The sequence below is a fragment of the Bacillus cereus group sp. BfR-BA-01350 genome, assembly GCF_022663775.1.
In the GTDB taxonomy this organism is placed as follows: Bacteria; Bacillota; Bacilli; order Bacillales; family Bacillaceae_G; genus Bacillus_A; species Bacillus_A paranthracis.
The window spans coordinates 17,066-38,921 of record NZ_JAKUGD010000020.1 but is presented as its reverse complement, the minus strand read 5'-3'; the positions used below and the strand labels follow the sequence as shown (position 1 = coordinate 38,921).

The following is a 21,856-nucleotide window of genomic DNA, read 5'->3' as shown; positions in this document are numbered from 1 at the left end:
CCGATTCGTCTATTTAGATAATAACCGCTTCTTCAACGATTTCAACTAAACGGAAACGCTTAGTAGCAGAAAGCGGGCGAGTTTCCATGATTTTAACGATATCGCCAAGTTTCGCTTGGTTTTGCTCATCATGGGCTTTGTACTTCTTAGAATACTTAACACGTTTTCCGTACAAGGAATGAGTTTTGTAAGTTTCAACTAAAACTGTAATCGTTTTGTCCATTTTGTCAGACACTACACGACCAGTATAAACTTTGCGTTGGTTACGTTCGCTCACTATGCAAACCTCCCCTCAATTTATCGATTAATTCCGATCTCTCTTTCACGAACTACAGTTTTCATACGAGCAATTGCTTTACGCACTTCACGAATGCGAGTTGGATTCTCTAATTGTCCTGTAGCAAGTTGGAAGCGAAGATTAAACAACTCTTCCTTTAAAGCTTTAACTTTTGTTTCGATTTCGGCAGTGGTTAATTCACGAATATCATTAGTTTTCATTAGATTCACCACCATTTTCTTCACGTTTTACGAATTTACATTTCACAGGTAACTTGTGAGCTGCAAGACGTAATGCTTCGCGTGCTACCTCTTCAGATACACCCGCGATTTCGAACATAATTTTCCCAGGTTTTACTACTGCTACCCAGCCTTCTGGTGCCCCTTTACCGGAACCCATACGTACTTCTAGAGGTTTTGCAGTGTAAGGTTTAGAAGGGAAAATTTTAATCCATACTTTACCGCCACGTTTCATGTAACGAGTCATTGCACGACGAGCAGCTTCGATTTGACGGTTTGTAATCCATGAAGCAGCTTGTGCTTGTAAACCGAATTCACCGAAAGCAATTTCAGTTCCACCTTTTGCACGACCACGCATTTTACCACGATGCTCTCTACGATATTTTACGCGTTTTGGCATTAACATATTATTTTCCTCCTTCCTCAGAAGCTTTCTTTTTTGTAGGAAGGACTTCTCCACGGTAGATCCATACTTTTACGCCTAATTTACCGTATGTTGTATCAGCTTCAACTGCTGCATAGTCAATATCAGCGCGAAGTGTATGAAGTGGAACAGTTCCTTCACTGTAAGATTCTGCACGAGCGATATCAGCTCCGCCAAGACGACCAGAAACCTGTGTTTTAATACCTTTAGCACCTGCACGCATAGCACGTTGAATAACTTGCTTTTGTGCACGACGGAATGATACACGGTTTTCTAATTGACGAGCAATGTTTTCGCCTACTAATTTAGCGTTAAGATCAGCTCTCTTAACTTCTAAAATGTTGATGTGTACACGCTTGCCTGTTAATTGGTTAAGAGCTTTACGAAGTGCTTCAACTTCAGTACCACCTTTACCAATTACCATACCAGGTTTTGCTGTGTGAATTGTAACATTTACACGATTTGCTGCACGTTCGATTTCTACTTTAGCAACAGCAGAATCTTTTAAGCGTACATTAATGTACTCACGGATTTTGATGTCTTCATGTAATAATGTAGCGTAATCTTTCTCAGCGAACCAACGAGATTCCCAGTCACGGATAACGCCGACACGAAGACCAATTGGATTAACCTTTTGACCCATCGATTATCCCTCCTTCTTTTCTGATACCACAACTGTGATGTGGCTTGTGCGTTTGTTAATTTGGCTTGCACGACCCATTGCACGTGGACGGAAACGTTTTAACGTTGGACCTTCGTCAACGAAAACTTTCTCAACAACTAGGCTGTTGATGTCCATTTCATAATTGTGCTCTGCATTTGCGATTGCAGATTTTAAAACTTTTTCTACAACTGGAGAAGCAGTTTTTGGTGTGTGGTTAAGGATAGCAATCGCTTCACCCACTTGCTTACCTCGGATTAAGTCTACAACTAAACGAACTTTACGAGGAGCAATACGAACTGTTCTCGCTACTGCTTTAGCTTGCATTGAAGTGCCTCCTCTCATTATCTTCTAGTTTTCTTATCGTCAGCATCATGACCTTTATACGTACGAGTTGGTGCGAATTCACCTAACTTGTGGCCTACCATGTCTTCAGTAACATATACAGGTACATGTTTACGACCGTCATATACAGCGATTGTGTGACCGATGAACTGAGGGAAGATCGTTGAACGACGAGACCAAGTTTTAACAACTTGCTTTTGCTCAGTTTCATTTAGCTTTGCAATTTTACTCATTAAATGATCATCGACAAATGGTCCTTTTTTCAAGCTACGAGCCATTTTGGTGCCTCCCTTCGTGATTGCCGTACGGTTCTCAAAGTGAACCGTACTACAATCCCATTATTTTTTACGACGACGAACGATGAATTTGTCAGACGCTTTGTTTTTCTTACGAGTTTTGAATCCAAGAGTTGGTTTACCCCATGGAGACATTGGAGACTTACGTCCGATTGGTGAACGTCCTTCACCACCACCGTGTGGGTGATCAACTGGGTTCATTACAGAACCACGAACAGTTGGGCGCTTACCTAACCAGCGAGAGCGACCAGCTTTACCGATCTTGATAAGTTCGTGTGACTCGTTACCAACTTGACCTACAGTTGCACGGCAAGCAGATAATACAAGACGCACTTCACCAGAAGTTAAACGTACAAGAACGTATTTACCTTCTTTACCAAGTACTTGTGCAGATGTACCAGCAGAACGAACTAATTGTCCACCACGACCTGGTTTAAGCTCGATGTTATGAACAACAGTACCTACTGGAATGTTGATTAATGGTAATGCGTTACCGATTTTAATGTCAGCTTCAGCGCCAGACATAATTTCCATACCTACTTCTAAGTTCTTAGGAGCAAGAATGTAACGTTTTTCACCGTCAACGTAGTTAATTAATGCGATATTCGCAGAGCGGTTTGGATCGTATTCGATCGTAGCAACGCGTCCTGGAATTCCATCTTTGTTACGTTTGAAGTCGATGATACGGTATTGACGCTTATGTCCGCCACCTTGATGACGTACAGTGATTTTACCTTGGTTATTACGACCAGCCTTTTTGCTTAAAGGAGCAAGTAAAGACTTTTCGGGTCTGTCAGTCGTGATTTCAGCGAAATCATTCGTAGTCATGTTACGACGACCGTTAGTAGTTGGATTATACTTTTTAATTCCCATCTCAATTTCCCTCCTTCTTTAGTAAGAATTAAACGCCTTGGAAGATTTCGATTTCTTTGCTGTCAGCAGTTAGCTTAACGATTGCTTTACGACGACGGCTAGTAAAACCAGCGTGACGACCAACGCGTTTTGCTTTCGGCTTGTAGTTCATGATGTTCACTTTTTCTACTTTAACACCAAAGATCGCTTCTAGAGCATCTTTAACTTCTGTTTTATTAGATTTAACGTCCACATCGAACGTGTATTTTTTTTCAGCCATCATTTCCATAGAACGTTCAGTGATAACTGGGCGCTTAATGATATCACGAGGATCTCTCATTATGCAAGCACCTCCTCTACTTTTTCCACTGCCGCTTTTGTCATGATTAGCTTATCATGATGAAGCACGTCTAAAACGTTTACGCCATCAGCAGTGATTACTGTTACTCCAGGGATATTGCGAGCAGATAACTCTACAGATTCGTTTGCATCAGCAGTTACGATAAGAGCTTTCTTCTCAACAGTTAATCCTTTAAGTACTGCTAGCATATCTTTTGTTTTTGGTGCATTTAACACTAGGTCTTCAAGAACTACAATGTTGTTCTCAACTACTTTAGTAGCTAATGCAGATTTGATTGCTAAACGACGAACTTTCTTAGGAAGTTTGTACGCATAGCTTCTTGGTGTAGGTCCGAATACCGTACCACCACCACGCCATTGAGGAGAGCGGATAGACCCTTGACGAGCACGTCCAGTTCCTTTTTGACGCCATGGTTTACGACCACCACCGCGAACTTCAGAGCGAGTTTTTACTTTGTGTGTACCTTGACGTAAAGATGCACGTTGCATCATTACAGCTTCGAAAAGTACAGCTTCATTTGGTTCGATACCGAAAATAGCTTCAGCTAATTCGATTTCACCAACCTGTGAACCAGTTTGGTTATATACAGTAACTTTTGGCATTGGAATTCCTCCTTCCTATTGTGAATTATTTGCTAACCTTCACAGCGCCTTGAACAACTACAAGAGATTTCTTAGCACCTGGAACGTTACCTTTTACTAGTAATAAGTTGCGCTCAGTGTCAACTTGAACGATTTCTAAGTTTTGGATAGTAACTTGGTCTCCACCCATACGTCCAGCAAGTTTTTTGCCTTTGAATACACGGTTCGGAGCAACTGGGCCCATTGAACCTGGACGACGGTGATAGCGAGAACCATGAGACATAGGTCCGCGAGATTGTCCGTGGCGTTTGATAACACCTTGGAAACCTTTACCTTTAGAAATTCCTGTTACATCAACGATTTCACCTGTAGCGAATACGTCAACTTTTACCTCTTGACCAACCTCTAATCCGTCCACGTCTGCATCGCGGATTTCGCGAATGAAGCGCTTAGGAGTTGTAGATGCTTTAGCAGTGTGGCCTTGTTCAGGTTTGTTAGTTAACTTTTCACGTTTATCTTCAAATCCTAACTGAATTGCGTTGTAGCCATCAGTTTCAGTTGTTTTCTTTTGAAGAACAACGTTTGGATTAGCAGCGATAACTGTTACTGGGATTAACTCACCGTTCTCAGCAAATACTTGAGTCATACCGATCTTTCTTCCTAAGATTCCTTTGGTCATGAGTTACACCTCCTACATTTTTAAGTTATATAAATTATAGTTTGATTTCGATATCTACACCAGATGGTAAGTCTAAACGCATTAATGAATCTACTGTTTGTGGAGTAGGACTCACGATGTCGATTAGACGTTTGTGCGTGCGCATTTCGAATTGCTCACGAGAATCTTTGTACTTATGAACAGCACGAAGAATTGTGTAAACAGTTTTTTCAGTTGGTAATGGGATCGGACCAGAAACTGTTGCCCCAGAACGCTTAGCTGTTTCTACAATTTTCTCAGCTGACTGATCAAGAATACGGTGATCGTAAGCTTTTAAACGGATACGAATTTTTTCTTTTGCCATTATTTTCCCTCCTTCGTTCGCCTATTTCTAAAATAGACCTTCTCCATGGAAATTTCCTCACACCATGCCATGGCAAAGCGGCCGGGTGTGTCAGCAACCTTCCACTTCATCGCAGTCAAAGACCAACATTGTCTATTATACAATGTTATTCGTCTAGATGCAAGCATCTTTTTGTTTGCATCTGCTTTTCTCTACTTTTGCTATTATACATGGCACTTTAAAGAATTTCAAGTTTTCATCTAGTAGAATTCATTTTACAGTTTCTGGATTTTGTTTATTACTTTTTATATACTATAGAAGAAACTCGTCAAAACATAAAAATATGATTTCATTTATTATATAAACACAAACAAAAACCCCAAGGGAAAATCCCTCGGGGTTTTTTATATCAGTTAAGATTACTCAACGATAGTAGCAACTACGCCGTAACCTACTGTACGTCCACCTTCACGAATAGAGAATTTAGTTCCCTCTTCGATAGCGATTGGAGCGATAAGTTCGATAGTCATTTCGATGTTGTCACCAGGCATTACCATTTCAGTACCTTCTGGTAATTGAATGATACCAGTTACGTCAGTTGTACGGAAGTAGAACTGAGGACGGTAGTTAGCGAAGAATGGAGTGTGACGTCCACCTTCTTCTTTAGATAATACGAAAACTTCAGCTTTGAATTTAGCGTGAGCTTTTACAGAACCGCTTTTTGCAAGTACTTGTCCACGTTGGATGTCTTCACGAGCAACCCCACGAAGTAAAGCACCGATGTTGTCTCCAGCTTGAGCTTGGTCAAGAAGTTTACGGAACATCTCTACACCAGTTACAGTTGTAGAAGCATTTTCTTCAGCAAGACCGATGATTTCTACTACGTCACCAACTTTAACGATACCGCGCTCAACACGACCAGTAGCAACTGTACCACGACCTGTGATAGAGAATACGTCCTCTACAGGCATTAAGAATGGTTTGTCAGTTTCACGTTCTGGAGTTGGGATGTAAGCATCAACTTCAGCCATTAATTCAATGATTTTTGCTTCCCAATCAGCTTCTCCTTGAAGAGCTTTAAGAGCAGAACCTTTGATTACAGGAATGTCGTCGCCTGGGAATCCGTATTCAGATAATAGGTCGCGAACTTCCATTTCTACTAATTCTAATAATTCTTCGTCGTCTACCATGTCGCATTTGTTTAAGAATACAACGATGTAAGGTACACCTACTTGACGAGAAAGAAGGATGTGCTCACGAGTTTGAGGCATTGGGCCATCAGCAGCAGATACTACTAAGATACCGCCGTCCATTTGAGCAGCACCAGTGATCATGTTTTTAACATAGTCAGCGTGACCTGGGCAGTCAACGTGTGCATAGTGACGAGTTTCAGTTTCGTACTCAACGTGTGCAGTTGAGATTGTGATACCGCGCTCTCTTTCTTCTGGAGCAGCATCGATTTGATCGTATCCGCGTGCTTCAGCACCACCAGCTTTTGCAAGTACTGTAGTGATCGCAGCAGTTAATGTAGTTTTACCATGGTCAACGTGGCCGATTGTACCGATGTTAACATGGGGTTTAGAACGTTCGAATTTAGCTTTAGCCATTCTAAATTCCTCCTTAGTTTATATAGGTTATTTTATATTTAGGCTAGAAAGCGAAACTTGCGTCCCACTTTCTAAGCTTACATAAGTAGTTATACGTGAAGAATCGATAAAAATCAATTATTCACCTTTATTTTTTTTGATAATTTCTTCAGAAACAGACTTTGGTACTTCTTCATAGTGGTCAAACACCATAGAGAATGTTCCGCGTCCTTGAGTGTTAGAACGTAATGACGTTGCATAACCGAACATTTCAGAAAGCGGAACCATAGCGCGAACAACTTGAGCGTTACCGCGAGCTTCCATACCTTCTACACGTCCACGACGAGATGTTACGTCACCCATAATGTCACCCATGTACTCTTCAGGAATTACAACTTCAACTTTCATCATTGGCTCAAGAATTACTGGGTTACATTTAGAAACCGCAGCTTTAAGTGCCATAGATGCAGCGATTTTGAACGCCATCTCAGATGAATCGACATCATGGTAAGATCCGTCAACTAATGCAGCTTTAATGTCTACTACTGGATATCCAGCAAGTACACCATTTTTAAGTGCATCTTCAAGACCTGCGCCTACAGCTGGGATGTATTCACGTGGAACAACACCACCGACGATCTTGTTTTCGAATTCGAATCCTTTACCTTCTTCATTAGGTTCAAACTCAATCCAAACGTGACCAAATTGTCCACGTCCACCAGATTGACGAGCGAACTTACCTTCAACTTTCGCAGCAGCGCGGAAAGTCTCACGGTATGCTACCTGAGGAGCACCAACGTTTGCTTCAACTTTGAATTCACGGCGCATACGGTCAACGATGATATCAAGGTGAAGTTCACCCATACCAGCGATGATTGTTTGGCCAGTTTCTTGGTCAGTGTGAGCACGGAATGTTGGATCTTCTTCAGAAAGCTTAGATAATGCTGTACCCATTTTATCTTGGTCAGCTTTTGATTTTGGTTCGATAGCTACAGAGATAACTGGCTCTGGGAATTCCATAGACTCAAGGATAACAAGGCTCTTCTCGTCACAAAGAGTATCACCAGTAGTAGTATCTTTTAAACCTACAGCAGCAGCGATATCACCAGCGTAAACTGTTGAGATCTCTTCACGGCTGTTAGCGTGCATTTGTAGGATACGACCTACACGCTCACGCTTACCTTTAGTTGAGTTTTTCACGTATGATCCAGAGTTTAACACACCAGAGTACACACGGAAGAATGTTAACTTACCAACATAAGGGTCAGTCATGATTTTGAATGCTAGAGCTGAGAAAGGCTCTTCATCGCTAGACTTACGTTCTACTTCTTCATCTGTATCCGGAAGAGTACCTTTGATTGCAGGTACATCTAATGGAGATGGTAGGTAGTCGATAACTGCGTCTAACAGAATTTGAACACCTTTGTTTTTGAATGCAGAACCACAGATTACTGGGAAGAATTCTACAGAAGTTGTAGCCTTACGGATACCAGCTTTAAGCTCTTCTACAGTGATTTCTTCACCTTCTAGGTACTTCATCATCATTTCTTCATCAAGCTCAGCTACCGCTTCAATAAGTTTTCCACGGTATTCTTCAGCTAGTTCTTTATGCTCTTCAGGAATTTCAACACGTTGAATGTCTGTTCCTAAATCGTTACCGTACATGTAAGCACATTCTTCAACAAGGTCAATGATACCATTGAACTCATCTTCAGCACCGATTGGTAACTGAATTGGGTGTGCGTTTGCTTGTAAACGATCGTGGATTGTTCCTACAGAGTATAAGAAATCTGCACCGATTTTATCCATTTTGTTAACGAATACGATACGAGGTACGCCGTAAGTAGTAGCCTGACGCCAAACAGTTTCTGTTTGTGGTTCTACACCAGATTGTGCATCAAGTACTGCTACTGCGCCATCAAGTACGCGTAAAGAACGTTCTACTTCTACTGTGAAATCTACGTGACCTGGAGTGTCAATGATGTTTACACGGTGACCTTTCCATTGTGCTGTAGTTGCAGCAGAAGTAATTGTGATACCACGCTCTTGCTCTTGCTCCATCCAGTCCATCTGAGATGCACCTTCGTGAGTTTCACCGATTTTGTGAATACGTCCTGTGTAATACAGAATACGCTCAGTAGCTGTTGTTTTACCAGCATCGATGTGAGCCATGATACCAATATTACGAGTGTTTTCTAAAGAGAACTCTCTTGCCATTTGGTGTCTTGCTCCTTCCATATATGGATTGGATTTTTTATTTTAAGTAGCAAAAAAGCCACTTTATATTGTTACACATGTCAGTATGTCCAGTACCCTCATTATGTAAAACGAGCGCCCAACGAAAGGGAGAGGCATTCTCCCTCTCCACACTTCCATAAGCGACAAATAAAGCGGTTTATGCTTACATTTATTTTACGTTGAATCCTACCAACGGTAATGAGCAAATGCTTTGTTAGCTTCTGCCATTTTATGAGTGTCTTCACGTTTCTTAACAGATGCACCAGCGTTGTTAGCTGCATCTAAGATTTCGTTAGCAAGACGCTCTTCCATAGTTTTTTCACCACGAAGACGAGCGTAGTTTACTAACCAACGAAGACCTAAAGTTGTACGGCGTTCTGGACGAACCTCAACTGGAACTTGGTAGTTAGCACCACCAACACGACGAGCGCGTACTTCAAGAACAGGCATAATGTTCTTAAGAGCTTGCTCGAATACTTCCATTGGCTCTTTACCAGTACGTTCGCTTACGATATCGAACGCATTATAAAGAATTGTTTGAGATTTACCTTTTTTACCGTCAACCATCATTTTGTTGATAAGGCGTGTTACTAGCTTCGAATTGTACATTGGATCTGGTAACACGTCACGTTTTGCAACAGGTCCTTTACGAGGCATATTGAGTTCCTCCTTTCATTAAAAAGTTATTATTTCTTAGCCGCTTTAGGCTTTTTAGTACCGTATTTAGAACGGCCTTGCATACGCTTGTCAACACCAGCTGTATCAAGCGCACCACGAACGATGTGGTAACGTACCCCTGGTAAGTCTTTTACACGACCACCGCGAATTAATACTACGCTGTGCTCTTGTAAGTTGTGACCGATACCTGGGATGTATGCTGTTACTTCAATACCATTTGTTAAACGAACACGAGCATATTTACGTAACGCTGAGTTAGGTTTCTTTGGAGTCATTGTACCAACACGAGTACATACACCACGTTTTTGAGGTGCAGAGATATCAGTTGATTTTTTCTTTAAAGAGTTAAAACCTTTGTTTAACGCAGGTGATTTAGATTTCCATACTTTATCAGTACGACCATTTCTCACTAATTGGTTAATAGTAGGCATTTGATTATCCTCCCTTCGCATGTTTGTATGACCACATATCCAGGTGGTTCATTATTAGTTGAAAACAAAGTTTTTGCAAGGGAGAGCAAATGCTCTCTCCTCACAAAAACAGTTTTAACTTATTATTCCTATTGCTGAAGCTCCCACTTGAATCCCCGCAACTTTTCCAAGTTTACGAACTGATTCAACTTTGGTTATGGGTATGTTATGTTGCAATGCAGTGCGAATGATAACATGGGTTAACCGCATATCAGCATCTTCCGCAATGACAACTTCTTTAACTATACCATTTTTGATTGCTTCCAATGTACGTTTATGACCAACGACTACATTTTCAGCATTTGACACTTTTTGATAAGACATATAAATATCCTCCAAAGCATCGTTCAGGAGCAACCTTGCTTATAGTAACATTTTGACTCATACAATGTCAACTAGGATTAACTGTTTTTATACAAAATTTACGACGGAAAATTTTACTGTTCCACATAAACTTCATCGTTTTCTACATTCATGTCATCTTGTGTAGTTTTAACAAGATCCACTTTGCGATAACGATTCATACCTGTTCCAGCAGGAACAAGTTTACCGATAATAACATTTTCTTTCAATCCTAGAAGCTCATCGCGTTTACCCTTAATCGCTGCATCAGTTAAGACACGAGTTGTTTCTTGGAACGATGCTGCAGATAAGAATGAATCTGTTTCGAGTGAAGCTTTTGTAATACCAAGTAGAACAGGTCTAGCTGTTGCTGGTTGTTTACCTTGCAGTAACACCTTCGCATTCGCATCAGTAAACTGATGGATATCTAGTAATGTTCCTGGTAATACATCTGTTTCACCTGCATCACTTACACGTACTTTACGTAACATTTGGCGTACCATTACTTCTACGTGTTTGTCACCAATTTCTACCCCTTGCATACGGTATACTTTTTGAACTTCACGTAATAAGTATTCTTGAACTGCCGTAATGTCCGTTACTTTTAGTAATTCTTTCGGATCAATAGAACCTTCTGTTAACTCTTTACCGTGGCTAATTTTCTGTCCTGGAATTACTTTCAGACGTGCACCGTAAGGAATAGCATACGTACGAGCTTCAACTTCACCCTGTACAACTACTTCTTGGCGATCTTTAACATCGTTGATCGCTGCGATAACACCGTCGATTTCACTGATAACAGCCTGACCTTTCGGATTACGAGCTTCGAAGATCTCTTGGATACGAGGTAAACCTTGAGTGATATCATCTCCGGCAACCCCACCTGTATGGAACGTACGCATCGTTAACTGTGTACCTGGCTCACCGATAGATTGAGCTGCGATAATACCTACCGCTTCCCCTACTTCTACGTCTGTTCCAGTTGCTAAGTTACGACCGTAACACTTCTTACATACACCGTGGCGAGTGTTACACGTAAACGCTGAACGAATGTTTACAGTTTCAACACCCGAGTTTTCAACGATATGAGCGATATCTTCAGTAATTAATTGATTTTCAGCAACTAATACTTCACCTGTTTCAGGATGTTTTACAGTTTTTCTTGCAAAACGTCCAACAAGACGATCATATAATGACTCAATAACTTCATTACCCTCTTTAATCGCACCAATTAATAAACCGCGATCTGTTCCACAATCATCTTCACGAACGATTACATCTTGTGCAACGTCAACAAGACGACGTGTTAAGTAACCAGAATCGGCAGTTTTCAGTGCTGTATCGGCAAGACCTTTACGCGCACCATGCGTAGAGATGAAGTACTCAAGTACTGTTAAACCTTCACGGAAACTTGATTTGATTGGAAGTTCGATGATACGACCAGATGGATTGGCCATCAGACCACGCATACCAGCAAGCTGAGTAAAGTTCGATGCGTTACCACGGGCACCAGAATCACTCATCATGAAGATTGGGTTGCGTTTATTCAAGGATTTCATCAGTTTTCCTTGGATAACATCTTTTGCATTACTCCAAATAGAGATAACGCGATCGTAACGTTCTTCTTCCGTGATTAAACCGCGACGGAATTGTTTAATTACATTATCTACTTTTGCTTGTGCTTCGTGGAGAATTTCATCTTTTTCACCTAATACAAGAATGTCAGATACCCCAACTGTAATACCAGCTTTTGTAGAGTATTTGAATCCTAAGTTTTTCATACGGTCAAGCATGCGAGACGTTTCTGTAATTTTGAAACGTTTAAACACTTCCGCAATGATGTTACCAAGGATTTTCTTACTGAATGGCGCCACTTCTTCGCGACTAGCAATAATCTCTTTAATGTTCGCACCTTTTTCAACGAAATATTTCGCTGGTGTTTCTTTTTCAAGGTTTGAATTTGTTGGTTCGTTAATATAAGGGAACGACTCTGGTAAGATTTCGTTAAATATTAATTTACCAACTGTTGTTAATAGAAGCATACTCTTTTGCTCTTCAGTAAATGTTGCGTTGTTTACTGCACTTGCAGCTACTGCAACACGCGTATGAAGATGTACATATCCATTTTGATATGCAAGTAATGCTTCGTTCGCATCTTTGAAGACCATACCTTCACCGATTGCACCTTCACGCTCAAGTGTTAAGTAGTAGTTACCTAATACCATATCCTGAGATGGAGTAACAACTGGTTTACCGTCTTTCGGGTTCAAGATGTTTTGTGCCGCTAACATAAGAAGACGAGCTTCTGCTTGCGCTTCTGATGATAAAGGTACGTGAACGGCCATTTGGTCACCGTCAAAGTCCGCGTTGTATGCAGTACATACAAGTGGGTGAAGACGGATTGCGCGACCTTCTACTAATGTAGGTTCAAACGCCTGAATACCAAGACGGTGAAGTGTTGGTGCGCGGTTTAGAAGTACTGGATGTTCTTTAATCACAGATTCTAAAACGTCCCAAACTTCAGGTTGTACACGCTCGATTTTACGTTTCGCACTCTTAATGTTGTGTGCTAATCCTTTTTCAACTAACTCTTTCATTACGAAAGGTTTGAACAGTTCAAGCGCCATCTCTTTCGGTAATCCACATTGATACATCTTTAAGTTCGGTCCTACAACGATTACAGAACGACCAGAGTAGTCAACACGTTTACCTAATAAGTTTTGACGGAAACGTCCTTGTTTACCTTTAAGCATGTGAGATAGAGATTTTAATGGACGGTTACCTGGTCCAGTAACTGGACGGCCACGACGACCATTATCGATTAATGCGTCTACAGCTTCTTGTAACATACGTTTTTCGTTCTGAACGATAATGCTTGGTGCACCTAAGTCCAATAGACGTTTTAAACGGTTATTACGGTTAATTACACGACGGTATAAGTCGTTTAAGTCAGAAGTAGCAAAACGTCCACCATCTAACTGTACCATTGGGCGTAGTTCTGGTGGGATTACTGGTAGAACATCTAAGATCATCCAAGATGGCTCATTTCCAGAGTTACGGAATGCTTCTAATACTTCTAGACGTTTAATAGCACGAGTACGGCGTTGTCCTTGTGCTGTTTTTAATTCTTCTTTTAAGAAGTCTACCTCTTTATCTAAATCGATGTCTTGTAATAGCTTTTTAATCGCTTCTGCACCCATAGCAGCTTGGAATGTGCTACCATATCGATCACGATATGCACGGTATTCTTTTTCAGAAAGTAATTGCTTCTTATCAAGTGGTGTATCTCCACTTTCTGTTACAACATAAGAAGCGAAATAAATTACTTCTTCAAGCGCGCGAGGGGACATGTCTAAGACAAGTCCCATGCGGCTCGGGATACCTTTGAAATACCAAATATGAGATACAGGAGCAGCTAATTCGATATGACCCATACGTTCACGACGCACTTTCGCACGCGTTACTTCAACACCACATCGATCACAAACTACACCTTTATAACGTACACGTTTGTATTTTCCGCAATGACATTCCCAGTCCTTTTGTGGTCCGAAAATACGCTCACAGAACAAGCCATCTTTTTCAGGCTTTAACGTACGATAGTTAATTGTTTCTGGTTTCTTAACTTCACCGTATGACCAAGAACGAATCTTGTCAGGTGAAGCAAGTCCAATCTTCATATATTCAAAGTTATTTACATCTATCAAGGGGCCTACCTCCCTTTTAGTCTACAGGTTATCCCAATTATTCCTTAGTTGTCTCAACTTCGACATTCAATTTGTCTGCTGATTGATGATCATCGTCATCTTCCGTATCACGCATTTCAATTTCTGTATCGTCGCTAGACATCATTTTAACGTCCATACCTAAACTTTGCAGCTCTTTAATCAATACTTTGAATGATTCAGGAACGCCTGGTTCTGGAACATTTTCGCCTTTAACAATTGCTTCATACGTCTTAACACGTCCAACAACATCATCAGACTTCACTGTTAAGATTTCTTGAAGAGTATAAGCAGCACCATAAGCTTCAAGTGCCCAAACCTCCATCTCACCGAAACGCTGTCCACCGAACTGAGCTTTACCTCCAAGAGGCTGCTGCGTTACAAGTGAGTATGGTCCAGTAGAACGAGCATGAAGTTTATCGTCAACCATGTGCGCAAGTTTGATCATATACATGACACCAACAGATACACGGTTATCGAATGGTTCACCAGTACGTCCGTCATACAGGATTGTTTTCGCGTCATTTGCCATACCAGCTTCTTCAATTGTGCCCCAAACATCTTCCTCACGAGCACCATCGAATACTGGTGTTGCAATGTGAATGCCAAGGTATCTTGCTGCCATACCAAGATGAAGCTCTAATACCTGACCGATATTCATACGAGATGGTACCCCTAATGGGTTTAACATGATATCGATTGGCGTACCGTCTGGTAAGTAAGGCATATCTTCTTCTGGTAAAATACGAGAGATAACACCTTTGTTACCGTGACGTCCGGCCATCTTGTCACCTTCAGAAATTTTACGTTTTTGAACGATATATGCACGCACAAGTTGATTCACGCCTGGTGGCAATTCGTCGCCATCTTCACGGTTGAATACTTTTACGTCTAAGATAATACCGCCACCACCGTGTGGTACACGTAGTGATGTATCACGTACTTCACGCGCTTTTTCTCCAAAGATAGCATGTAATAGACGTTCTTCAGCTGTTAATTCTGTTACACCTTTAGGTGTTACTTTACCAACAAGTAAATCTCCATCTTTTACTTCCGCACCAACGCGAATGATACCGCGCTCGTCAAGGTTGCGTAATGCATCTTCCCCAACGTTTGGAATATCACGTGTGATTTCTTCTGGTCCAAGCTTCGTATCACGAGCTTCTGACTCATATTCTTCAATATGAATAGAAGTATACACATCATCTTTTACAAGGCGCTCACTCATAATGATCGCATCCTCGTAGTTATAACCGTCCCAAGTCATGAAGCCAACAAGCACGTTACGTCCAAGTGCTAGTTCACCTAATTCCATAGAAGGACCATCCGCAAGGATTTCACCTTTTACAACTTCATTTCCAACACTTACGATTGGACGTTGGTTGTAGCAAGTTCCTTGGTTAGAACGAATGAATTTTTGCATTTTGTAGCGATCTAAGTCGCCTTTTACTGTTTGACCGTCAACTTCTACATAGCGACGTACCCAAACTTCACGTGCTTCTACGCGTTCAACAACACCAGGGTGTTTACAGATTACTGCAGCACCTGAGTCTTTTGCTGATACGTACTCCATACCTGTACCTACAATCGGAGATTCCGGATTCATTAACGGAACCGCCTGACGTTGCATGTTCGCTCCCATAAGTGCGCGGTTAGAGTCATCGTTTTCTAAGAACGGAATACAAGCTGTCGCTGCCGACACTACTTGTTTTGGTGATACATCCATGTAGTCGATGCGTTCTTTATTTGTGACAATGTTTTCACCACGGAAACGAGCTACGATATCTTCATCAAGGAATTCTCCTTCTTCAGATAATTTCATATTCGCTTGGGCTACAACATAATTATCTTCTTCATCTGCTGTTAAATAATCAACATGCCCTGTTACAAGACCAGTTTCTGGGTCAACACGACGGTATGGTGTTTCAATGAAACCAAACTCATTTACTTTCGCGAATGAAGATAATGAGTTAATCAAACCGATGTTTGGTCCCTCTGGTGTTTCAATCGGACACATACGACCATAGTGTGAGTAGTGAACGTCACGTACTTCAAAGCCTGCGCGCTCACGCGTTAAACCACCAGGTCCTAATGCAGATAGTCTTCGTTTGTGAGTTAACTCTGCTAATGGGTTTGTTTGGTCCATGAACTGAGATAACTGAGAACTTCCGAAGAACTCTTTAATAGATGCAATAACAGGACGAATATTAATTAATGCCTGTGGTGTAATTGCATTTGTATCTTGGATCGACATTCTCTCACGAACAACACGTTCCATACGAGAAAGACCGATACGGAATTGATTTTGTAATAGTTCTCCAACAGAACGCAGACGACGGTTTCCTAAGTGGTCGATATCATCTGTATCCCCTACTTTGTATAGTAGGTTGAAGAAGTAACTGATAGAAGCAAGGATATCACCTGGTGTGATGTGTTTTACATCACGAGTAATGTTTGCATTACCAATTACATTAATTACACGTTCGCCTTCTGACTCAGGAGCATAAATCTTAATAGATTGCAGCTCAACATCGCCTTCTACCACTCCACCCATTGGTTTCGCTGTTTTGAATCCAATGTTTTTCTCTAAGTAAGGTAAAATGCGATCAAGTGTACGACGATCTAAGATTGTTCCTTCTGTCGCTAAAATTTCACCAGTTTCTGGATCCACTAATGTTTCAGCTAAACGTTGATTAAACAATCTGTTTTTAATGTGTAACTTCTTGTTGATCTTGTAGCGACCTACATTTGCTAAATCGTAGCGCTTTGGATCGAAGAAACGAGACACAAGTAAGCTCTTAGCATTTTCTACTGTTGGTGGTTCACCAGGGCGTAGACGCTCATAAATTTCAAGCAATGCTTTTTCTGTGCTATCTGTGTTGTCTTTTTCTAATGTGTTGCTTAAGTATTCGTTATCACCTAAAAGCTCGGTGATTTCTTGATCAGAGCCAAACCCTAATGCGCGTAACAAAACAGTTACAGGAAGTTTACGCGTACGGTCAATACGCACATATACAACATCCTTAGCATCTGTCTCATACTCTAACCAAGCTCCGCGGTTTGGAATTACAGTAGCAGTAAAACCACGTTTTCCGTTTTTATCCACTTTGCCACTATAGTATACGCTTGGAGAGCGAACTAACTGGGAAACGATAACACGTTCTGCACCGTTAATTACGAATGTTCCAGTCTCTGTCATGAGTGGGAAATCTCCCATGAACACATCTTGTTCTTTTACTTCACCAGTTTCCTTGTTGATTAGACGCACTTTTACACGAAGTGGTGCTGCATACGTCACATCACGCTCTTTGCATTCGTCTACAGAGTATTTAGGTTCACCTAAGCTGTAGTCGATAAATTCAAGCGATAGATTTCCCGTAAAGTCTTCAATCGGAGAAATGTCTTGGAACATTTCTCGCAAACCCTCATCAAGAAACCACTGATAAGAAGAGGTTTGAATTTCGATAAGATTTGGTAACTCTAATACTTCACTAATACGGGCATAACTTCTTCGTTGGCGGTGGCGTCCGTATTGAACTAGTTGACCTGTCAACTGCTTCACCCCTCAAATCATGAGTATTATAAATGCACAAAAAAATTTGTGCAAAATCACAAATAAATACAACTACTGCTATTTAGCGTAGTCTTTTTTCTCTTAAAGATAAATACGTTGAGTCTTTCTACCTGCTCAAAAAAGAAAAATGGCTTCTATAAGAAAACCATCATTCTGTTTCATAATCTGCTGATTTTACTATCTTTTCCAAGAGAAACAAAAATATACATCTTTCTCAACGCAGAAAATCATATATTGGCATTGTATAATGTTAACATAGCCAAAAATAACCGTCAACGTTTTTTTGATTTTATGATATAATATCCTTTTTTCTTTTCTACAACTTCGACTTCAGAAAACACTTCTTCTAGTTTCTTCAGTGCAGATGGCGCGCCTTGCTTCTTTTGAATAACAATCCACAACTCTCCACCCGGAACTAAATGCTCTACAGCTTTTTCTAAAATCTCATGCACGACATCTTTACCTGCACGAATTGGAGGATTAGATAGAATAGCAGCATACATACCATCTACGTTTTCATAGACGCTACTTTGAAAAATGTGCACATTTCCAATTTTATTATTAGCGGCATTTTCTTTCGCAAGCTCAAGCGCCCTTTCATTCACATCCACCATGTGAACTTTACGGTCTTGAAACTCTTTCGCTAACGATAAACCAATTGGCCCATATCCACAACCTACGTCTAATATATCACCTTTAATACCTGGCACTTGAAACGCTTCAATTAAAAGACGAGAACCAAAGTCCACTTCGTTTTTCGAGAACACCCCACGGTCAGATAAGAAAGTAAATTGAGATCCACGAAGGGTAAATTCCCACCGCTTACGGTCACTTTTACTAGAAGGGTCGTTAGAAAAATAATGGTCTGCCATATGGCCACCTCTTTTCTTTACAGTTAAAAAAAAAGCTCGCATGAGAGCGAGCTTTTTTTAAAGCATCAAAAGTTAATTACTTAACTTCTACAGCAGCGCCAACTTCTTCAAGTTTAGCTTTGATTTCTTCAGCTTCTTCTTTAGCAGCAGCTTCTTTGATTACTTTTGGAGTGTTGTCAACTAATTCTTTAGCTTCTTTTAAGCCAAGACCAGTGATTTCACGAACAACTTTGATAACTTTGATTTTTTGTGCACCAGCGCTAGTTAGTTCCACATCAAATTCAGTTTTCTCAGCAGCAGCTTCTCCAGCGCCACCAGCAACAGCTACAGGAGCAGCAGCAGTTACGCCGAATTCTTCCTCGATAGCTTTTACTAAGTCGTTAAGTTCTAATACAGTCATAGATTTAACTGCTTCAATGATTTGTTCTTTAGTCATTGTAAATATCCTCCCTTAAATAGGTTTGTATTGTTTTATCGATAATACGTAATTATCTTTTAAAAAATTAAGCGCCTTGCTCTTCCTTTTGATCTGCAACTGCTTTAGTAGCAAGTGCAAGGTTACGGATTGGAGCTTGAAGAACGCTAAGAAGCATAGAAAGTAAGCCTTCACGTGATGGAAGAGTAGCGATAGCTTTAACCTCATCAAGTGTTACAAGTTTACCTTCGATTACGCCCGCTTTAATTTCTAAAGCTTCATGATCTTTAGCGAAGTCGTTTAATACTTTCGCAGGAGCAACTACATCCTCGTTACTGAACGCGATTGCGTTTGGTCCTGTTAAGAATTCATTTAACTCAGCCATTTCAGCAGATTCTGCAGCACGACGAGTTAGAGAGTTTTTGTAAACTTTGAACTCAACGCCAGCTTCACGTAATTGCTTACGTAATTCTGTTGCTTCAGAAACTGTTAAACCACGGTAGTCAACAACGATTGTAGATTTACTAGCGCGAAGTTTGTCCGCGATTTCAGTTACAACTTGTTGTTTAGTTTCGATTACTTTGCTCATGTTATTACACCTCCTGTAGATTATATAGAAGATGTACCGAAAGTGCACTAAAAACCTCCATGCCCAACTTGTAGACATGGAGGCATATAGTCACAGAAAAAAATTCCGCTTCGTATATTAACACCTAGGTAGGAAATTAAGTCTATTGACACCTACTGTCTACGGTACACTAATTAAATTCACAACATAAATGATTATATTAAAACTTCTTTATGAAGTCAACTTCCAAAATTTACGCTAATGTAGAAACGTCTACACGTACGCCAGGTCCCATTGTAGAAGCAACTGTTACGTTCTTCATGTAAGTACCTTTTGCAGCAGCTGGCTTAACTTTTTGTAAAGTGTCAGCAATTGTTCTGAAGTTTTCTACTAATTTAGCATCTTCGAAAGATACTTTACCGATTGGAACGTGGATGTTACCAGCTTTATCAACGCGGTATTCAACTTTACCAGCTTTGATTTCGTTAACAGCTTTAGTTACATCGAAAGTAACTGTTCCAGTTTTAGGGTTTGGCATTAAACCTTTAGGTCCTAATACGCGACCAAGTTTACCAACTTCACCCATCATGTCAGGAGTTGCTACTACTACATCGAAATCGAACCAACCTTGTTGGATTTTACCGATGTAATCAGCATCGCCTACGAAGTCAGCTCCAGCAGCTTCAGCTTCTTTAGCTTTTTCACCTTTAGCGAATACTAATACACGTTGTACTTTACCAGTACCGTGTGGAAGAACAACTGCACCACGGATTTGTTGGTCAGCTTTCTTAGGGTCAACACCTAAACGGAATGCAGCTTCTACAGTTGCATCAAATTTAGCTGTGTTTGTTTTCTTTACTAATTCTACTGCTTCTGTTGCAGAGTAAGCAGCTGCACGATCAACAAGCTTTGCAGCTTCTACGTACTTTTTACCTCTTTTAGCCATTTTTATTTCCTCCTCGAATGTGGTTTTAGCGGAATAACCTCCCACGTTTACGCTTATTTTCAGGTATAACCTGAGGATGCGCGCCATCCATTTATTTAAAAACGATAATCATTTACGATAATAAAGGTTGCGAATTGGAATTCCAGACCCGCAACCTTTTTTAAAAAACAAATCGAATTAGTCTTCGATAACGATGCCCATACTGCGTGCAGTACCTTCAACCATACGCATTGCAGCTTCTACGCTAGCAGCGTTTAGGTCAGGCATTTTAGTTTCAGCGATTTCGCGTACTTTATCACGCTTAACAGTTGCCACTTTATTACGGTTTGGTTCACCAGAACCAGACTCAATACCAGCTACTTTCTTAAGAAGAACAGCAGCAGGAGGAGTTTTAGTAATGAAAGTGAATGAACGGTCCTCAAATACCGTAATTTCAACAGGGATGATAAGACCAGCTTGATCTGCTGTACGAGCGTTAAACTCTTTACAGAAGCCCATGATGTTAACACCTGCTTGTCCTAATGCTGGACCAACTGGTGGAGCTGGGTTAGCTTTACCTGCAGGAATTTGAAGTTTTACCATTTTAATTACCTTTTTAGCCACGAGACACACCTCCTTAAGTCCGTGATGTGGTCAATTGGACAGTGATTTGCCCTCCCACGTCATATTTTATCTGTAAGGATAAAATCTTTCAAAAAACGTCTCCGATAACGAAGACGTACTGACTTAAAAGATATTATCACTTTTTACAATTCATTTCAAGTTTCATTTTATAATTTTTCAATTTGATGGAAGTCAAGTTCAACTGGAGTCTCGCGACCAAACATGTCCACAAGTACGCTAACCTTCTTCTTCTCCACATCAATTTCTTCGATAGCACCTGTATAATCTGCGAATGGTCCCTCATTTACACGTACTGTCTCATGAAGTTCAAAGTCGAAATCAACCACTTCGTTGTCCATTCCCATATGTTTCATAATGGTAACAACTTCCTCTTCTAATAGAGGTGATGGTTTAGATCCAGAACCAGAAGAGCCAACGAACCCAGTTACACCCGGCGTGTTACGTACAACATACCAAGAGTCATCAGTCATGATTAATTCTACTAATACATAACCTGGGAACACTTTTCTTTTCATTAATTTTTCTTTACCGTTTTTCATTTCTACTTCTACTTCTTCCGGGACAACAACACGGAAAATTTTATCTTGCATACCCATTGATTCTACACGTTTCTCTAGGTTTGCTTTTACTTTATTTTCATATCCAGAATAAGTATGGACAACATACCAACTTTTTTCCATTCATTTAGGACGAGCGTCCTTCCCTCCCTGACGTACATTTTTTTGCGCAAATGAAAAAACCCGTTCACCGGGCTTTTACACAGTTCTTATAAATAACATTA

Annotated in this window: 24 protein-coding genes and 1 other annotated feature; all 24 genes read right to left on the bottom strand. The window is 40.6% G+C overall.

The annotated features are described in order from the left end of the window. Positions 1-13: 13 nt before the first annotated feature. Positions 14-277, bottom strand: a complete 264-nt coding sequence (gene rpsQ, locus MR147_RS25555; RefSeq protein WP_000004106.1) for a 30S ribosomal protein S17 — start codon at positions 275-277, stop codon at positions 14-16. A 20-nt stretch (positions 278-297) separates the two neighbouring features. Further along, the gene (rpmC, locus tag MR147_RS25550; RefSeq protein ID WP_000855718.1) at positions 298-498 is read right to left on the bottom strand and encodes a 50S ribosomal protein L29; all 201 of its coding nucleotides are present in this window, start codon (positions 496-498) and stop codon (positions 298-300) included. Next, a complete protein-coding gene (gene rplP / locus MR147_RS25545; RefSeq protein ID WP_000928969.1) occupies positions 488-922 on the bottom strand; it encodes a 50S ribosomal protein L16 in 435 nt (144 codons plus the stop codon). Before rplP ends, rpmC begins: the two co-directional genes overlap by 11 nt. Position 923: 1 nt before the next feature. Then, entirely contained in the window at positions 924-1,583 is a 660-nt protein-coding gene (gene rpsC / locus MR147_RS25540; protein WP_000529956.1) for a 30S ribosomal protein S3, read from the bottom strand. 3 nt (positions 1,584-1,586) lie between these two features. Then, the gene (rplV, locus tag MR147_RS25535; protein ID WP_001148025.1) at positions 1,587-1,928 is read right to left on the bottom strand and encodes a 50S ribosomal protein L22; all 342 of its coding nucleotides are present in this window, start codon (positions 1,926-1,928) and stop codon (positions 1,587-1,589) included. A 17-nt stretch (positions 1,929-1,945) separates the two neighbouring features. Beyond that, the gene (gene rpsS, locus MR147_RS25530; protein WP_000124453.1) at positions 1,946-2,224 is read right to left on the bottom strand and encodes a 30S ribosomal protein S19; all 279 of its coding nucleotides are present in this window, start codon (positions 2,222-2,224) and stop codon (positions 1,946-1,948) included. A 60-nt stretch (positions 2,225-2,284) separates the two neighbouring features. Continuing rightward, positions 2,285-3,115, bottom strand: a complete 831-nt coding sequence (gene rplB, locus MR147_RS25525; RefSeq protein WP_000511580.1) for a 50S ribosomal protein L2 — start codon at positions 3,113-3,115, stop codon at positions 2,285-2,287. A gap of 28 nt (positions 3,116-3,143) precedes the next feature. Beyond that, positions 3,144-3,434, bottom strand: a complete 291-nt coding sequence (rplW, locus tag MR147_RS25520) for a 50S ribosomal protein L23 (RefSeq protein ID WP_001205558.1) — start codon at positions 3,432-3,434, stop codon at positions 3,144-3,146. Continuing rightward, positions 3,434-4,057, bottom strand: a complete 624-nt coding sequence (gene rplD / locus MR147_RS25515) for a 50S ribosomal protein L4 (RefSeq protein ID WP_001127258.1) — start codon at positions 4,055-4,057, stop codon at positions 3,434-3,436. The genes rplW and rplD overlap by 1 nt, the downstream gene beginning before the upstream one ends. Positions 4,058-4,082: 25 nt before the next feature. Beyond that, positions 4,083-4,715 (bottom strand): 50S ribosomal protein L3, encoded by a 633-nt coding sequence (gene rplC / locus MR147_RS25510; RefSeq protein ID WP_000160207.1) that lies wholly within the window; start codon positions 4,713-4,715, stop codon positions 4,083-4,085. A gap of 34 nt (positions 4,716-4,749) precedes the next feature. After that, on the bottom strand, positions 4,750-5,058 hold the full coding sequence (gene rpsJ / locus MR147_RS25505; RefSeq protein ID WP_001040596.1) for a 30S ribosomal protein S10: 309 nt from the start codon (positions 5,056-5,058) through the stop codon (positions 4,750-4,752). Between the two features lie 398 nt (positions 5,059-5,456). After that, positions 5,457-6,644 (bottom strand): elongation factor Tu, encoded by a 1,188-nt coding sequence (gene tuf, locus MR147_RS25500; RefSeq protein ID WP_001029614.1) that lies wholly within the window; start codon positions 6,642-6,644, stop codon positions 5,457-5,459. 117 nt (positions 6,645-6,761) lie between these two features. After that, a complete protein-coding gene (gene fusA, locus MR147_RS25495; RefSeq protein ID WP_000090372.1) occupies positions 6,762-8,840 on the bottom strand; it encodes an elongation factor G in 2,079 nt (692 codons plus the stop codon). A 207-nt stretch (positions 8,841-9,047) separates the two neighbouring features. After that, a complete protein-coding gene (rpsG, locus tag MR147_RS25490; RefSeq protein WP_001137493.1) occupies positions 9,048-9,518 on the bottom strand; it encodes a 30S ribosomal protein S7 in 471 nt (156 codons plus the stop codon). Between the two features lie 29 nt (positions 9,519-9,547). Continuing rightward, positions 9,548-9,970 carry a 30S ribosomal protein S12 gene (gene rpsL / locus MR147_RS25485; RefSeq protein WP_001142340.1) on the bottom strand — a complete coding sequence of 141 codons (423 nt, stop codon included), beginning with the start codon at positions 9,968-9,970 and terminating at the stop codon, positions 9,548-9,550. Positions 9,971-10,084: 114 nt separating this feature from the next. After that, a complete protein-coding gene (locus MR147_RS25480; protein ID WP_000121830.1) occupies positions 10,085-10,333 on the bottom strand; it encodes a 50S ribosomal protein L7ae-like protein in 249 nt (82 codons plus the stop codon). 113 nt (positions 10,334-10,446) lie between these two features. Next, positions 10,447-14,058 carry a DNA-directed RNA polymerase subunit beta' gene (rpoC, locus tag MR147_RS25475; RefSeq protein WP_000567937.1) on the bottom strand — a complete coding sequence of 1,204 codons (3,612 nt, stop codon included), beginning with the start codon at positions 14,056-14,058 and terminating at the stop codon, positions 10,447-10,449. 37 nt (positions 14,059-14,095) lie between these two features. Continuing rightward, entirely contained in the window at positions 14,096-17,629 is a 3,534-nt protein-coding gene (gene rpoB, locus MR147_RS25470; RefSeq protein ID WP_074610579.1) for a DNA-directed RNA polymerase subunit beta, read from the bottom strand. Positions 17,630-17,922: 293 nt separating this feature from the next. Next, a complete protein-coding gene (locus MR147_RS25465; protein ID WP_242304848.1) occupies positions 17,923-18,522 on the bottom strand; it encodes a class I SAM-dependent methyltransferase in 600 nt (199 codons plus the stop codon). A 76-nt stretch (positions 18,523-18,598) separates the two neighbouring features. Beyond that, complete coding sequence (gene rplL / locus MR147_RS25460; protein WP_000159736.1) at positions 18,599-18,958, bottom strand: 50S ribosomal protein L7/L12; 360 nt, start codon at positions 18,956-18,958, stop codon at positions 18,599-18,601. Between the two features lie 67 nt (positions 18,959-19,025). Beyond that, positions 19,026-19,526 carry a 50S ribosomal protein L10 gene (gene rplJ / locus MR147_RS25455; RefSeq protein WP_000048716.1) on the bottom strand — a complete coding sequence of 167 codons (501 nt, stop codon included), beginning with the start codon at positions 19,524-19,526 and terminating at the stop codon, positions 19,026-19,028. Positions 19,527-19,565: 39 nt separating this feature from the next. After that, positions 19,566-19,709, bottom strand: a sequence feature (ribosomal protein L10 leader region). Between the two features lie 49 nt (positions 19,710-19,758). After that, a complete protein-coding gene (rplA, locus tag MR147_RS25450) occupies positions 19,759-20,451 on the bottom strand; it encodes a 50S ribosomal protein L1 (RefSeq protein WP_002020168.1) in 693 nt (230 codons plus the stop codon). A 177-nt stretch (positions 20,452-20,628) separates the two neighbouring features. After that, positions 20,629-21,054, bottom strand: coding sequence for a 50S ribosomal protein L11 (gene rplK, locus MR147_RS25445; RefSeq protein ID WP_001085872.1), 426 nt, complete (start codon positions 21,052-21,054; stop codon positions 20,629-20,631). Between the two features lie 167 nt (positions 21,055-21,221). Further along, entirely contained in the window at positions 21,222-21,755 is a 534-nt protein-coding gene (gene nusG / locus MR147_RS25440; RefSeq protein WP_000415794.1) for a transcription termination/antitermination protein NusG, read from the bottom strand. Positions 21,756-21,856 lie beyond the last annotated feature (101 nt).